Source organism: Rhizobium sp. CAU 1783 (assembly GCF_054551725.1).
In genome coordinates, this window is record NZ_JBTOLM010000002.1 from 458,201 (window position 1) to 472,551 (window position 14,351).

Annotated in this window: 12 protein-coding genes; 10 read left to right on the plus strand and 2 right to left on the minus strand. The window is 62.2% G+C overall.

What is annotated here, in order from left to right; all coding sequences use genetic code 11:
- Positions 1 to 87: 87 nt before the first annotated feature.
- Both pgi and ACX93L_RS08995 read right to left on the minus strand, forming a co-directional pair.
- The gene (gene pgi, locus ACX93L_RS08990; RefSeq protein WP_459404539.1) at positions 88 to 1,716 is read right to left on the minus strand and encodes a glucose-6-phosphate isomerase; all 1,629 of its coding nucleotides are present in this window, start codon (positions 1,714 to 1,716) and stop codon (positions 88 to 90) included.
- 130 nt (positions 1,717 to 1,846) lie between these two features.
- A complete protein-coding gene (locus ACX93L_RS08995; RefSeq protein ID WP_459404540.1) occupies positions 1,847 to 3,562 on the minus strand; it encodes a long-chain-fatty-acid--CoA ligase in 1,716 nt (571 codons plus the stop codon).
- A 302-nt stretch (positions 3,563 to 3,864) separates the two neighbouring features.
- Here ACX93L_RS08995 and ACX93L_RS09000 point away from each other — a divergent pair, with 302 nt between their 5' ends.
- From ACX93L_RS09000 to ACX93L_RS09045, 10 genes are all read left to right on the plus strand, one after another.
- The gene (locus ACX93L_RS09000) at positions 3,865 to 4,251 is read left to right on the plus strand and encodes a PRC-barrel domain-containing protein (RefSeq protein WP_459404541.1); all 387 of its coding nucleotides are present in this window, start codon (positions 3,865 to 3,867) and stop codon (positions 4,249 to 4,251) included.
- Positions 4,252 to 4,510: 259 nt separating this feature from the next.
- Positions 4,511 to 5,818 (plus strand): UDP-glucose dehydrogenase family protein, encoded by a 1,308-nt coding sequence (locus ACX93L_RS09005; protein ID WP_459404542.1) that lies wholly within the window; start codon positions 4,511 to 4,513, stop codon positions 5,816 to 5,818.
- A gap of 447 nt (positions 5,819 to 6,265) precedes the next feature.
- Entirely contained in the window at positions 6,266 to 7,249 is a 984-nt protein-coding gene (locus ACX93L_RS09010) for a GDP-L-fucose synthase family protein (RefSeq protein WP_459404543.1), read from the plus strand.
- Positions 7,246 to 8,490 carry a WcaI family glycosyltransferase gene (locus ACX93L_RS09015; protein ID WP_459404544.1) on the plus strand — a complete coding sequence of 415 codons (1,245 nt, stop codon included), beginning with the start codon at positions 7,246 to 7,248 and terminating at the stop codon, positions 8,488 to 8,490. Before ACX93L_RS09010 ends, ACX93L_RS09015 begins: the two co-directional genes overlap by 4 nt.
- Positions 8,487 to 9,851: a lipopolysaccharide biosynthesis protein gene (locus tag ACX93L_RS09020; RefSeq protein ID WP_459404545.1), complete on the plus strand. Its 1,365-nt coding sequence runs from the start codon at positions 8,487 to 8,489 to the stop codon at positions 9,849 to 9,851. The genes ACX93L_RS09015 and ACX93L_RS09020 overlap by 4 nt, the downstream gene beginning before the upstream one ends.
- On the plus strand, positions 9,848 to 11,119 hold the full coding sequence (locus ACX93L_RS09025; RefSeq protein ID WP_459404546.1) for a hypothetical protein: 1,272 nt from the start codon (positions 9,848 to 9,850) through the stop codon (positions 11,117 to 11,119). Before ACX93L_RS09020 ends, ACX93L_RS09025 begins: the two co-directional genes overlap by 4 nt.
- The gene (locus ACX93L_RS09030) at positions 11,116 to 12,249 is read left to right on the plus strand and encodes a glycosyltransferase family 4 protein (protein WP_459404547.1); all 1,134 of its coding nucleotides are present in this window, start codon (positions 11,116 to 11,118) and stop codon (positions 12,247 to 12,249) included. Before ACX93L_RS09025 ends, ACX93L_RS09030 begins: the two co-directional genes overlap by 4 nt.
- Positions 12,246 to 12,818, plus strand: coding sequence for an LbetaH domain-containing protein (locus ACX93L_RS09035; RefSeq protein WP_459404548.1), 573 nt, complete (start codon positions 12,246 to 12,248; stop codon positions 12,816 to 12,818). Before ACX93L_RS09030 ends, ACX93L_RS09035 begins: the two co-directional genes overlap by 4 nt.
- Positions 12,808 to 13,437, plus strand: a complete 630-nt coding sequence (locus ACX93L_RS09040; protein WP_459404549.1) for a class I SAM-dependent methyltransferase — start codon at positions 12,808 to 12,810, stop codon at positions 13,435 to 13,437. The genes ACX93L_RS09035 and ACX93L_RS09040 overlap by 11 nt, the downstream gene beginning before the upstream one ends.
- The gene (locus ACX93L_RS09045) at positions 13,401 to 14,342 is read left to right on the plus strand and encodes a glycosyltransferase family 2 protein (RefSeq protein WP_459404550.1); all 942 of its coding nucleotides are present in this window, start codon (positions 13,401 to 13,403) and stop codon (positions 14,340 to 14,342) included. Before ACX93L_RS09040 ends, ACX93L_RS09045 begins: the two co-directional genes overlap by 37 nt.
- Positions 14,343 to 14,351: the final 9 nt, after the last annotated feature.

The window sequence follows — 14,351 nt, forward strand, 5'->3', positions numbered from 1 at the left end:
TGCAACCTGACAGGGAAGCCTTTATGCTTCCAGATGCAGCCCCATACGACAGCGCGTCGGCGACGACAGCCTCACGACACGCTGTGCTCACCCCATCTTCCGCTCCGCCAGCGCCGAGACCAATCCCGCCGTAGAGCTGTCATGACCCGTGGCCGCGACCTTGCCCTCGACGACCGGCAGCAGTCCCGTGGCCAGTTCCTTGCCGAGTTCCACGCCCCACTGGTCAAACGAGTTGATGCGGAAGATCACGCCTTCGACGAAGACGCGGTGTTCGTAGAGTGCGATGAGGCGGCCGAGCGCAAACGGCGTCAGCTGGTCGTAGACGAAGGTGATCGACGGGCGGTTGCCGGAAAAGACGCGATGCGGTGCAATGAAATCGGCCTGTGCCTCGTCCATGCCCTTGGTCGTCAGCTGTGCCTTAGCTTCGGCGAGCGTCCGTCCCTTCATCAGCGCCTCGGATTGCGCCAGGCAATTGGCGATCAGCAGTTCGTGCTGGTGGCGCAGCTCCGGCTCGAAACCGTTCGCCGCGATCATGAACTCGGCGGGGATGATACTCGTACCCTGGTGGATGAGCTGGTAGAAGGCATGCTGCCCGTTGGTCCCCGGCTCGCCCCAGACGACAGGGCCCGAACCGCCGGCGACCGGCTTGCCGTCGATCGTGACGCTCTTGCCGTTCGATTCCATGTCGAGCTGCTGCAGGTAGGCGGGAAATCGCGACAGGCGCTGGTCGTAGGGCAGGATCGCCCGGGTTTGGTAGCCGAGCACGTTGCGGTGATAGACGCCGATCGCGCCGAGCAGCATCGGCAGGTTCTGGCGGAACGGGGCGGAGCGGAAATGCTCGTCGATCGAGTGACCGCCGTCGAGGAACCGCCCGAAATCCTCCCTGCCGACCGCGATCATCAGCGGCAGGCCGATCGCCGACCAGATCGAATAACGTCCACCGACCCAGTCCCAGAAGCCGAACACGCGCGTCGCGTCGATGCCGAAGGCGGCGACCTTGTCGAGCGCGGTGGAGACGGCGGCGAAGTGCTTGCCGACGGCGGCTTCGCCCAGCGCTTCCGCGACGAAGCGGCGCGCGGCCTGGGCATTGGTCATCGTCTCGATGGTGGTGAATGTCTTAGAGGCGACGATGAAGAGGGTGGTCTCCGCTGACAGGACCTTCAGCGTATCACCGATATGGGCCCCGTCGACATTCGACACGAAGTGCAGGCGAGGGCCGTCGTGGAAGGGGGCGAGCGCCAGCGTCGCCATTACCGGACCAAGATCAGATCCTCCGATGCCGATATTGACGACGTCGGTGATCGCCTTGCCCGTCGCGCCTTTCAGCTCTCCCGAGCGAATGCCTTCGGCAAAATTGCCCATGGCGGCCAGGACGGCGTTGACGTCGGGCATGACGTCGCGTCCGTCGACAAGCACCGGGGCGTTTGAGCGGTTGCGAAGCGCCGTGTGCAGCACCGCCCGGCCTTCTGTGAAGTTGATCGCTTCGCCGGAAAACATCGCATCGCGTTTCGCGGCCACGCCGGCGGCGTCGCACAGCTCCTCAAGCAGGGCCATGATCTCCTCGTTCACGGCACATTTGGAGTAGTCCATCAGCAGGTCGTCGAGCGAGGCGCTGAAGCGGTCGAAGCGCTGTGCATCAGCGGCAAAGGCGGCGCGCAAGTCTTCCGCACGGGTGGCGGCTGCGGTGCTCGTGAGTTTGTCGATGATGGATTGCATCGTCGTGTCCCTGATTTGACGGAGATGCCGGAGACACTATTCTGCGAGGAAGATGCGATCAAGCATAGGATGCCGACCGGATGTCGAGGGCGATATCCGGTCGAGGCTCTTTGCCGTCGCTGCCCGCTGGTTACTTGGCGGGTGGGTTGTCGCGCAGTTCGCGGCGCAGGATCTTGCCGACGTTCGACTTCGGCAATTCGCTGCGGAATTCGATGTAGCGGGGCCGCTTGTAGTTGGTGAGGTTCGCCGCGCAATGGGCCTTGACGTCCGCCTCGCTGAGCTGCGGATCCTTCTTGACCACGAACAGCTTGACCGCCTCGCCGGAATGTTCGTCCGGCACGCCGATCGCCGCGCATTCGAGAACGCCGGGATGCATGGCGGCCACTTCCTCTATCTCGTTCGGATAGACGTTGAAGCCGGACACCAGGATCATGTCCTTCTTGCGGTCGACGATCTTGATGTAGCCGCCTTCGTTCATCATCCCCATGTCGCCCGAGCGGAAGAAGCCGTCATCGGTCATGACCTTGGCCGTCTCCTCGGGGCGCTGCCAGTAGCCCGCCATGACCTGAGGGCCACGAATGCAGATCTCGCCGACCTCGCCGACCGGCAGCGTATGGCCGTCCTCGTCGCGGATCTCGATGTCGGTCGAGGGAAGCGGCAGGCCGATCATGCCGCTGAACTCGGTGCTGTCCAGCCGGTTGACGGTTGCCACCGGCGATGTCTCAGACAGCCCATAGCCTTCGGTGATCGGGCAGCCCGTCATCTTGTACCAGCGCTCGGCCACCGGGCGCTGCACGGCCATGCCCCCGCCGAGCACGAGCAGCAGCGACGAGAAATCGAGGTTCTTGAAGTCCGGGTTGTTCATCAGCGCGTTGAACAACGTGTTGAGCCCCGGGAAGATATGCGCCTTGTGGCTCTGCAGTTCCTTGACGAATGCGGGAATGTCGCGGGGATTGGCGATCAGCACGTTGTGGCTGCCCGTCGCAATGCCCATCAGCGAGTTCACGGTCAGCGCGAAGATGTGGTAGAGCGGCAGCGCGCAGATGAACGTCATAACGTCCGGCCGGCCCTTGAGTTCGAAGGCGGCCTCGAGCCACATCGAAATCTGCTGCTTGTTGGCCAGAAGGTTGGCGTGGGTGAGCGTGGCGCCCTTGGAAACGCCCGTCGTGCCGCCGGTATACTGCAGGAAAGCCACATCGTTGCCGGTCACATCAACCGGCTTGAGGGGCTTGCCTGCGCCTTCGGACAGCACGCGCTTGAAGCTGACGTGTCCCGGGATCGACCAGGCCGGGACGAGCTTCTTCACCTTGCGCACCACGATATTGACGATGTGACCCTTGAAGCCCAGCATGTCGCCCATGGTGGCGACGACCACATGCTGCACCGGCGTCCTGGGTAGCACCTGCTGCACGGTGTTGGCGAAATTCTCGAGCACGAAGATCGCCTTGGCGCCTGCGTCCTTCAACTGATGTTCCAGCTCCCGGGGGGTGTAGAGCGGATTGACGTTGACGACGGTCAGGCCGGCACGAAGGATGCCGTAAACGGTGATCGGGTTCTGCAGGATGTTCGGGGTCATGACCGCTACGCGGTCGCCCTTGACCAGTCCCTTCGACTGCAGCCAGGCGGCAACCTTGCGCGACTCGATCTCCAGTTCGCGGAACGTCATGCCTCGTCCCATGCTGGAAAAGGCGAGCCTGTCGGCATAGGTCTTGCAGCTGCTTTCGAAAAGCGCGCCGAGCGAGGCATGCGCATGCGGCGCGATTTCCGCCGGCACCGAGGATGGATATGACGAAAGCCATATCTTTTCAGCTGCGCGGCCACTGAGGCGGCTCGTGACGTCCGACATGCATTTCCTCCCGTAGTCGTTCCTGCTTCATGCCGCGGCGCGTTGCCGCCGGCATGTTATCCTCCCAGATGCTTTCATCGAGCTTATGCCTTTGGCGACCCGGTTCAAGCCCTCACAGCTCTATATAACCTTGACGTAAGCGTCAATTCGTCTCACGGGCAAGCAGTGCTGTTTAGGTGTTGCTGTAATAGGGATTGCCGCGAAATGGGCCGGTCGTTGGACGCCGGACCGGATCTCAAGGAACTTTCATGGCAAGCCGTTCGTTTCGAATGGGTATCAACAAGGAAACGAGGAGGTGCGTCATGCACAATGCCCAGACTTTGAAGAACGACCCCTATGTCAAGGACACTCCGTCGCTGATCGCCAGCGACAAGGTCGACGGCACTGCCGTTTACGGTTCGGACGATGGCCGGATCGGGTCGATCAAGCGGATCATTCTGGAAAAGCGTGGCGGCCGCGTAGCCTATGCCGTGCTGAGTTTCGGGGGTTTTCTCGGGATCGGCGACGACTACTATCCCTTGCCGTGGGAAAAGCTCACCTATGACGAGCGCCTTGACGGCTATCGCATCGACCTGACGAAGGAGCAGATCGAAAACGCACCGCGCCTTCGCGAAACCGACCACGATTGGTATCGCGACAATGGCCGAGAGATCTACGACTATTACGGTGTCTCGCCGTACTGGATCTGAATGCCCAGAGTGAACTTGCGAGGGCCCCGCATCGCGGGGCCTTTTGTTGTCACCTGCACCCGTCACAACCGATGCATACAAATCCTCTATCGATCCGGCCGCAGTTCGCGTCCTCTTGGTTTCCTGCGCCTGATGGGCTAGGGATTTCCGGACGTCGAGGCCGCGGGGCGTCCCAAGCGGCCAAGTGCGCTATTCGTGCGCTGATGGCCTGCCGGGGCGATTTTTTATGGACCGGGCATTCCGGAAAATGGGGTAAGCTGTGCGCATTGCGATTATCGGTACTGGTTATGTCGGGCTCGTGTCGGGGGTCTGCCTTGCAGAATTTGGTCACGACGTCGTCTGTATCGACAAGGCTGCCGACAAGATCGCGATGCTGAATGCAGGCCAGGTTCCTATCTATGAGCCAGGCCTTGAGGCGCTGGTCGAACGGAATGCTGAAGCCGGCCGGCTGAAATTCACCACCGATCTCGCCGAACCGGTCGCCGCGGCTGATGTCGTCTTTCTCGCGGTAGGCACCCCCTCCCGCAAGAGCGATGGCCATGCGGATCTGACCTATGTGTATTCCGCGGCGCGCGAGATCGCCCGGGCTGTTCGCGGCTTCACCGTCGTCGTCACCAAGTCGACCGTGCCGGTCGGAACCGGCGACGAGCTGGAGCGAATCATCGCCGAGACCAATGCGAACGCTGATGTTGCCGTCGTCTCCAATCCCGAGTTCTTGCGCGAAGGGGCTGCAATCGACGACTTCATGGCGCCCGACCGCGTCGTGGTGGGTTTGAACGACGAACGCGCGCGCCCCATCATGAGTGAAGTCTATGGTGCCCTCGACGCGACGCGGCATCCGACGCTTTTCACCTCGCGCCGTTCGGCAGAGCTCACCAAGTATGCGGCAAACGCGTTCCTCGCTTTGAAGCTCGCCTACATCAACGAGATCGCCGATCTCTGCGAACAGGTCGGCGCAAACGTGCAGGACGTATCGCGGGGCATGGGCCTCGACAGCCGCATTGGACAGAAGTTCCTGAACGCCGGCCCCGGCTATGGCGGTTCGTGCTTTCCGAAGGACACGCTTGCGCTGGTCAAGACTGCACAGGACCACAACAGCCCGATCCGCCTGATCGAGACGATCGTCGGCATCAACGAGACGCGCAAGCGGGCGATGGCCCGCAAGGTCGAGCGTGCCGTGGGAGGCGAGCTGCGCGGCAAGACCATCGGTATTCTCGGTCTGACCTTCAAGCCGGACACGGACGACATCCGCGAATCTCCGGCTCTGTCGATCGTGCAGGCTCTGCTCGACAAGGGCGCCGTCCTTAAGGCCTATGATCCCGAGGGAATGGATGCGGCAAGGCTGGCGATGCCCGAGCTGTCCTATTGCGACGGCGTCGAGACCGTTGCCGGCGGCGCCGATGCACTCGTCATCATCACCGAGTGGAAGGAGTTCCGAGACCTGGATCTCGGGCGGCTCGGCGGGCTGATGAAACAACCGGTTCTTGTTGATCTGCGCAATGTCTTCGTCCCGGCTGAAGTTCGCGGACAGGGCTTTGTCTATGAAAGCGTCGGTCGTACCGACTAGAACCGACTAGAGTTGTCTGAACCCTGACAGACCTCTTCCACGCACGTCGAAAGGCCCTGCGTCGGCATTCACGCAATTCGTTGCACCCAAAAATTGCGAAGCGAGAAATTTCGCGTTGCGTCCGGCGTTCTTTTCGCTATATTTGGTTGCATAAAGCTTTAATGAATCTCGAAAGTTGAATATGTAGATCGTCGTTTCCTGCCCGCGATGGGGGTGAGCGCTTGACCAGTTTTGCGTTGATGGCCGGAATTGCGGAGCAGGCCGGGGCCCGTCTGGATCGAATTTCTCTTTCCAGAGGCTGTTTTGTTCACGGCATGAAGCGTAGGTCGCGATTCGATCGCGGAACCCACTTGAAGGCGCACGCCTTCGCTCGTGACCTGTGCCGGGAAATGGTGACATGCGACCTGGCCCGAGCGAGAGTTCAAGAGCAGCAATGCGAGGCTTGCGATGGCCTATGATCTCGTGGGGAAGAGGGTCTGGGTTGCAGGCCATCGCGGAATGGTCGGGTCGGCCTTGATGCGTCGTCTTGCTGGTGAACATTGTACAATCCTTTTTGCGGATCGCAGCGAACTTGATCTTTCCCGGCAGGCCGTGGTGGAGGACTGGATCGAGAAAAACCGGCCGGATGCCATATTTCTTGCCGCGGCTAGGGTCGGCGGGATCCTTGCCAACAGCGAGGCGCCAGCGGATTTCCTTGGTGACAATCTGGCGATCGCATTGAACGTCATCCGGGCCGCGCACCGATCTGGCGTCGAAAAACTCCTGTTCCTGGGTTCCGCCTGCATCTATCCGAAATTCGCACAATCTCCGATCGAGGAAGATGCTCTGTTGTCCGGAGCGCTTGAACCGACCAACGAGGCTTACGCGATCGCCAAGATCGCTGGCATCAAGCTTTGCCAGGCCTATCGCAGCCAATACGGAAACGACTTCATCTCGGCCATGCCGGCCAATCTCTATGGTCCCGGAGACAACTATGACCTCCGCTCAAGCCATGTCATCCCGGCCTTGATTCTCAAGGCGCACCAGGCAAAGCTTGATGGTGATGCCACGATCTCGATCTGGGGGAGTGGCGAAGTGCGCCGTGAATTCCTGCACGTTGACGACTGTGCAGATGCTTGCGTCGCGCTGATGAAATCCTATTCCGGTTCGAGCCCTGTCAACATCGGTTCGGGCGAAGAAATCAGCATTTTCCACCTGGCCGAGATGATCGGCGACGTGGTCGGCTTTTCCGGAGATATCGCCCGCGATGTCGCCAAGCCGGATGGCGTGCCGCGCAGACTGCTGAGCGGTGGCCGTCTCAGAGCGCTTGGATGGACGGCGCACATCGGTTTGCGAGAAGGACTAGCCCACACTTACGCGGCCTTTCTCGCAGAAGGCCGGGCAGGGCGGTCTGCCGGTCGCGCAGTTGCAGCGCAGGGCTCGCCATCATGAACGAGGCGCGCAAGACCGTCGTGATCTACGGCATGAACTATGCCCCAGAGATGGCCGGCGTCGGACGTTACACCGGCGAGATCGCGGAACACCTGGCGAGCCTCGGCATGGATGTGACCGTCGTGACGACGCCGCCCCATTATCCCGATTGGAGGGTGTCTGCGGGCTTTTCGAATCGCTACTCTTCTCAACATGACGACCGGTTGCGTATCCTTCGTTGCCCGCTTGTCCTGAGCAGGAACATGGGCGGATTCCGGCGATTGGTTGCGCCTTTGACCTTCGCCCTGACGTCGGCACCGGTGATCGTCTGGCAAATGATCCGTCGCCGGCCGGATGTGCTCTTCTGCGTCGAGCCGACCCTGTGTGCGGCTCCCATTGCCCTGCTCGCAGCACGTATCGCCGGAACACGGACGGTGCTCCACGTGCAGGATCTGGAAGTCGATGCGGCCTTCGCGGTTGGACATCTCTGGGACCGCGGATGGCTGAAGACGATTGCATTTTCCTTCGAGAAGCTTGTCCTGCCCCGATTCGACAAGGTGGTCACCATTTCCGACCGGATGGCGGAAAAGCTTCTGGCGAAGGGAGTGGACAAACGGCGCCTTTCGGTGGTCCGCAACTGGGTCGATCTCGAAAACATCTTTCCGCTGGAGGAACGGGGCGATCTTCGTCGGTCGCTGGGTTTCGCGGATGAGGATTTCGTCGTGCTCTATGCCGGAACCGTCGGCGCCAAGCACGGCCTGCGCACACTTCTCATGGCAGCGGAAGCGCTGGTCGACGAGCCGCGGGTTCACTTTGTGATTGCCGGCGAGGGACCGATGAAGGCGGAACTGGAGGCGCAGTTCGGTCAACTCGGCAATCTCCATTTCCTGCCGTTCCAACCGGCCTCCCGCCTCAATGAACTGTTGAACATGGCCGATCTCCATGTGCTTCCGCAGGAACGGGGTGTTGCCGATCTGGTCTTGCCCTCCAAGCTTGGCGGCATGCTCGCCTCCGGAAAGCCGATTCTGGTAAATGCCGAGCCCGGCACGGAAATCGCCGATTTTCTCGGACACGAGGCCGTTCTCGTGGCGCCCGGCGATCTGAAGGCGATGGTGGGCGAAATCCGCAGATCTGCCGGCCGGCGTCAGGTCGGGCCTAGCGACGGACGGCTGCGGCGCGCCCGGCTTCTGGCGCGCCCTGGCGCTCTGGCGCGCATTGCCGACTTGATCTGCTGGGTAGGCATCCTCGGGGTATTCGCGTGATGCGGTGGTCGTTACAGCAGTTGGCAGCGTCGTCCGTCCGTGCACGCATCCTGCGCGGCGGTCTGGCGAGCTTCTATGAGAAGGCCGTGACCCTCCTTGTCCAGGCGGCTGCAATCCCGGTGCTGACGGCGAAATGGGGTGCGGAAGGATACGGCAACTGGCTGTTGCTGATGACGATCCCGATGTTTCTTCAGCTTGGTGATCTTGGAATCGGGACGGCCGCTGGAGTGGAACTCACTGGGAGACTTGCCCGCGGTGACCACGCCGGAGCGCGTGAAATCGTCCATGCCGGAAGGTTGTTCGTCACGCTGGCCACAGGCGTGCTGGCATTGCTGCCTCTCGGTTATGCAGGCCATCTTCTCTTCGCTTCCTCTTCGTCGGCGGTCGATCGGATGGCCAATGCAGAAATGGCCTGGAGCCTTGTGATCGTGACCGTCTATTCGGTCAGTCTTGCCCATATCGGCTTGATGATGGCCGTCTGTCGGTCATCCCTCCGCTATGCGACGGCTGCGGCTTTCAACGGCAGCCTCGCCTTGCTGGAAGGCCTCGTCGTTCTCGGGATTGCGTGGTCGGGAGGCACGCTCACGGCGGCAATGCTCGCGTGCCTCGCCGTGCGCCTGATCGGGCATGGTCTGTCGCATCTCCACCTTCGCCATGCGTATCCCTGGTTGAATGGCGACACGTCGAGTAAGAGCCACTGGTCGGTATTGAAGCGCCTTGCAAGCCCTTCGTTCGCCAACGTGTCGCTGACCCTGGCTGGTGTTCTTGTGATCCAGGGAACGCTTATGACCCTCGGCTGGGTGGCCGGATCGGCAGCTGTGGCAGTGCTAGCGGCCGCGCGCTTGTTGACCCGGGTCCCACTGCAATTCTCCGGCCTTGCACTGCGGCCGAGCGTGCCGGAACTCTCCCGCGCCCTGGCCCTGGGGGATCCGGTGACCGCCGCACGTGTGACAGGTTTCAATTTAGGCCTTGCGGCTGCTGTCACCGTACCGTCCGGAATTCTGCTCGTGCTGTTCGGACCTTTGGTCCTCGCAACGCTATCCGGCGGCCGGCTTCATGCCGACCCGGCCCTGTTCGCACTCTGCTCTGTGGCCGTTTGCTGCAATGCCCTCTGGACCGCGGCCGCAAGTCCCTTGGTGGCAATCAACAGGCAGGGTCAGTTTTCCCATGTCTATCTGCTGCTGGCTTTCGCCCTGGCCCTCGTTCCCTTGATGGCGTCGGATCCCGGCGTGCTGGATGTGGCTTTGGCGATGGCGGTGATTGAAGCAGTCATGTTCTTCCTTGTGGCTTGGCAGCTGAGGCGTAGTCACGCCTGCGCCATCAGGATCGGGCGCCTGTCCCGTCAGGTGGTTCGGCCATGAGCAGTCAAGCGGTTCGTCGGCGGGCGGTCTACCCATCTATGCCGGCGCGCCGTCCGGCGCCGCGCGGCGACGGGCAGACCTGGAGCTCGATTGTTGTCGCGCTGCCGCTGCTGGTATTTGCCGTTCCGATGGGGATCGGCAACAGCATGACCCAGCCCCTCTCTCTTCTGGCCCTGCTGCCGTACCTCTTCCTGGCGCGGTCGGGCGTGCTGCTGGCCGGCCCCTTCCTTCTGCTGGTGGTGCTCTGGTCAGCCGTTCAGGTGTCCGTTGCCGGCGAGCCCTATTCCTACTTCCAGCTGTTTCGCCAGGGCGTGCCTTTCGCGTTCCTCTGCGTGCTGCTTGCGGGTTACCGGCCAATGTCACGGACGATTGCAGGCATCCTTGCCCGTCATCGGTTCGCACGCCGGTTATCCTCTCCGGTCGATGTCTTCGTCTACATCTTCGCCGTCAGTCAGGCGCTCCAGGTCCTGCTGTTTCGAGCCGGCATCAAGGTCGCGAACATCGCTTCGTTTTCCGAGGACGGTTCGCGTGTTCTCCTTTATCCGACCACCTCCGCCCTGCTGATCTTCTTCTATGCCGCCGTCACGCAGCGATACGGGCTGCTGCTGATCGTCGGCCTGACATTGCTGGAATCCGGTGCGAAGAGCATCCTGCTCATCATGGGAATGCTCTTCGTGATCGCTCTCTTCGTCCGTTTCTCTGTCCGAAATACCGTCTTCGGCATCCTGTCGGCCGCCGTCCTCGGCCTGGTGATCTCGGTCGGCAGTCCGGTCGCCTTCGAGCGCCTGCAAACGTTCTGGAGTGACGGTGGCAGCGTTGACGAAACCCGAGCCGAAGAAATCCGCTATGCCCAAAAGACCGTCCTTTCCGATGCGGGCACCCTGTTGCTCGGAAGGGGGCTGATGCTGCCGGTCGGGCCCGGTATTTCGTCGAGCGACCCGCGCTGGCAGGAGTACTCCCGCTTTGATGTCGAGAACGGCTACTGGTCCATGCTCGCAAAGGTCGGCCTTGTCGGCACGGCATGGTTTGTCGTTCTTGTGTCACGCATGGGGTTCTCCCTCGCCAGTGGCGCCGTTCTGCTGATCTGGTCGGTATTCAGCTTCAAGAACGGCTACCAGTTCTTCGCCACGTTCGACGGCTGCTACCTGGTCGTCTGGTCATGCTTCCTCGGTGCGGCCTTGCAGAAGGGGCGCCTCTCGGCTCGCGGGCACCATGGCTTGCCGATTTCGCCTTGGTCTTTGCCTTTACCGAAGTCGGAGACGGGATGATGCGCAGACTTCGGATCAACATCGTGCTTGGCCCATTCTTTCCGGTGCCGCCCGTGCGGGGCCTCGCCGTCGAGCGGCGGCAATATGCCATGGCGCTTGAGTATGCCCGGCGGGGGCATGCCGTGACGATGCTGTCCCGCCGGTTTGCCGGTTTGCCCCGCGACGAGCTGGAAAATGGGATCCGCCATATCCGTCTGCCGTCCTGCGATCCGCCGCCGGTCGGATGGCTCTACCGTTTGATCGATGTCGTCTATTGCCTGTTTGCCGCCTGGAGAATGCCGCCGGCCGATGTCACGATCACCAACAGCGTCGCGGCCCCGATCCTGCTGCCCTTGCGAAAGGCCGGCCGGATCGCCGTCAGCGTCGGGCGCCATCCCAAGGGGCAGATGCGGTTCTATCGCCGGGCGGCAAGGTTCCATGCCGCGTCGCACCATGTCGCCGAGACGATCGGCAGGCAGACGCCGGAAGCCGTCGCGAGGGTGCGGGTGGTCCCCAATCCACTCAGCCATGATTTTGCACGCGCAGCCGGGGCCGAGCGCGGCTGCCGCGATCGCGAGATCGTCTATCTCGGTCGGCTCAGCCGCGAAAAAGGGATCGACCTGCTACTGAAAGCCTTCGAAGAGGTCGCCCCCCGTTTTCCGGACTGGCGGCTTACTATCATCGGCCCTTCGGACACGAAGCGCGGCGGCGACGGGCCGGACTATCTGGCGGGTTTGAAGGCGCTCGCATGTAACGGCAATGCCCGCACCGCTTTCGAGCCGCCGATCTATGACGGCGAGGTGCTGGTGGACCGGCTGAGGCGCGCCGCGGTCTTCGTCTATCCCTCCGTCGCAGAAAAGGGTGAAGCCTTCGGGCTGGCGCCGCTCGAAGCCATGGCCTGTGGCTGCGCTGTTGTGGTCTCTGCCCTCGATTGTTTTCGCGACTATCTCGTTCCCGGTGAAAACGGTCTGGTCTTTGACCATCGCGAAGGTGGCGTCGCCAACCTCGCCGAGTGTCTGAAGACGCTGCTGGAGGATGGCGTCTTGCGCGAAAGGCTGGCCGACGCCGCCCGGGATTCGGCACGGCATTTTACGCCGGAACGTATTGCCGATCTGATGCTCGCGGACCTGTCGGAGCTGGCGGCGCGATGAACGAGGCGCGACATTTCCTCCACCAGCAGAAACCCGGCGACAGCCCCTGGTCCATCAGGACTCGCCTCGGAATGTTGGTGTTCGACTATGTCTGGATGTTCCTGTGTGTCTGGACGCCGAAGCCGGCCAATGCCTGGCGGCTTTTCATCCTCAAGATGTTCGGAACTCTGATCGAGGGGCGCCCCTTCGTTCACCAGAGGGCGCGGTTTCACACCCCGTGGAATGTCGTCCTTCGTGATCGCGCCTGCATCGGCGATCGGGTCAATCTCTACAGCCTGGGGCGGATCGAGATCTGCGCCGGAGCAACGATCGCCCAGGAGGCCTATCTTTGCACCGGCACTCACGCGTTCGACCGACCCTCGCGCCATCTGATCACGGCCCCGATCACCGTCGGCCCGGAGGCTTTCGTCGGTGCCCGCGCCTTTGTCATGCCGGGCGTCGTCATCGGGGCAGGTGCGGTCGTCGGCGCCTGCTCGGTCGTCACTCACGATGTCGCGGCCTCGACCACGGTTGCCGGCAACCCCGCGCGAGCGATCCCGCGCAGGAGGCAGGTGGCGCATGCAGGGTAGTTACCTGACACGCTCCGCACGCCTTGCCGGCCACTTTCTGAAACGCCCGACCGATCTTGGGCGCTATGCCGCGAGTGCCACGCTGAACCCGCTTGAGGCCGGGCTTCCCTGGATTTCCTGGCCGGCGATCGATTTCCTCAAGACCTTCCTCACGCGGGACATGTCGGTCTTCGAATATGGCAGTGGCGGCTCCACCGTGTTCTTCTCCCGGCGTGCGAGGGACGTGACCGCAGTAGAGCATCAGCCGGAGTGGCATGCGTTTTTCGCCCGCAACGCCAACCCCGCCAATGCCGTCGTGCGTCTTCGTTGCGTGAACATCGGGCGCCCGGAAAACGCCGAACTCGATCGCTACGTCGAGGCCCTCGACCGTCGCTATGACGTAATCCTCGTGGACGGCCTGGACGATGTTGCAGGAGCGGCCGGCGCCCCGTTGCGGCCGCGCTGCTTTGCCCATGCGGCGCGGCATGTGCGTTCGGGTGGCGTTGTCATTCTAGACGACGCGTGGCGCTATGATCACCTCGTTCTCGACCAAGGCGCAGCGCTGAAAGGCCGGCAGTCCTTCGTCGGGCCGGGGCCGGGGCGATGGGGGATCACGCGAACGGACGTCTACTTCTGCTGATGATCACCGTCCTGATCCTCACCCGTGATGAAGAACGGCATATCGAGCGGGCCATCCGTTCGGTGAAGCCCTTCGCCGAACGAATTGTCGTGATCGATTCCTTCTCCGCCGACCGCACGGTTGAGATCGCCCTTGCGGCCGGTGCCGAGGTCTTGCAGCACGCTTTCACCAGTCACGCCCGGCAGTTCGAATGGGGTGTCAGGCAGGCCGGTATCCGAACGGAATGGCTGATGCGCCTCGACGCCGACGAAGTGATCGGCGCCGAACTCGCGGAGGAGATTTGCGGAACACTGCCGGCCATGGCAGCGGACGTGTCAGGTGTCGCCCTAAAGCGGAAGCAGATCTTTCTCGGACGTTGGATCTGCCACGGCGGTCGCTATCCGCTGGTCCTCACCCGCATCTGGCGGCATGGACGGGGACGGGTGGAGGATCGCTGGATGGATGAGCACGTGGTCATCGATGGCGGCCGGATCGTCTGCCTCCAGCAACCCTTCGCCGATCACAATCTGAACGATCTCGGTTTCTTCGTCGAAAAGCACAATCGCTATGCTACGCGCGAAGCGGTCGAAATTCTCAACCGGCGGCATGGACTGTTCCAGCGTGACATACGGGGTCGGCAGGACCACACCGCCCCCGGTGTCGCCCGTAAACGCTGCATCAAGGAACAGGTCTACGACCGCATGCCCTTTCCGCTCGCTGCGCTCGGTTACTTCCTGTTCCGCTATGTCGTCCAGCTGGGCTTTCTCGATGGACGGGAGGGGCTGATCTACCACGGGCTGCAAGGCTTCTGGTATCGCTTCCTGGTCGGCGCCAAGGTCTTCGAATGGGAGCGTGCGCTTCGACGGCATGTTACGGCGGAGGACAAGCGGAAGGAGCTCGCCCGGCTGACCGGGCTTTCCCTTTGAACTTCGACC

Coding starts and splice junctions, on each gene's coding strand:
- ACX93L_RS09000 (WP_459404541.1), top strand. CDS start 3,865: ATGCACAATGCCCAGACTTTGAAGAACGACCCCTATGTCAAGGACACT.
- ACX93L_RS09015 (WP_459404544.1), top strand. CDS start 7,246: ATGAACGAGGCGCGCAAGACCGTCGTGATCTACGGCATGAACTATGCC.
- ACX93L_RS09040 (WP_459404549.1), top strand. CDS start 12,808: ATGCAGGGTAGTTACCTGACACGCTCCGCACGCCTTGCCGGCCACTTT.
- ACX93L_RS09030 (WP_459404547.1), top strand. CDS start 11,116: ATGATGCGCAGACTTCGGATCAACATCGTGCTTGGCCCATTCTTTCCG.
- ACX93L_RS09010 (WP_459404543.1), top strand. CDS start 6,266: ATGGCCTATGATCTCGTGGGGAAGAGGGTCTGGGTTGCAGGCCATCGC.
- ACX93L_RS09045 (WP_459404550.1), top strand. CDS start 13,401: ATGGGGGATCACGCGAACGGACGTCTACTTCTGCTGATGATCACCGTC.
- ACX93L_RS08995 (WP_459404540.1), bottom strand. CDS start 3,562: ATGTCGGACGTCACGAGCCGCCTCAGTGGCCGCGCAGCTGAAAAGATA.
- pgi (WP_459404539.1), bottom strand. CDS start 1,716: ATGCAATCCATCATCGACAAACTCACGAGCACCGCAGCCGCCACCCGT.
- ACX93L_RS09025 (WP_459404546.1), top strand. CDS start 9,848: ATGAGCAGTCAAGCGGTTCGTCGGCGGGCGGTCTACCCATCTATGCCG.
- ACX93L_RS09035 (WP_459404548.1), top strand. CDS start 12,246: ATGAACGAGGCGCGACATTTCCTCCACCAGCAGAAACCCGGCGACAGC.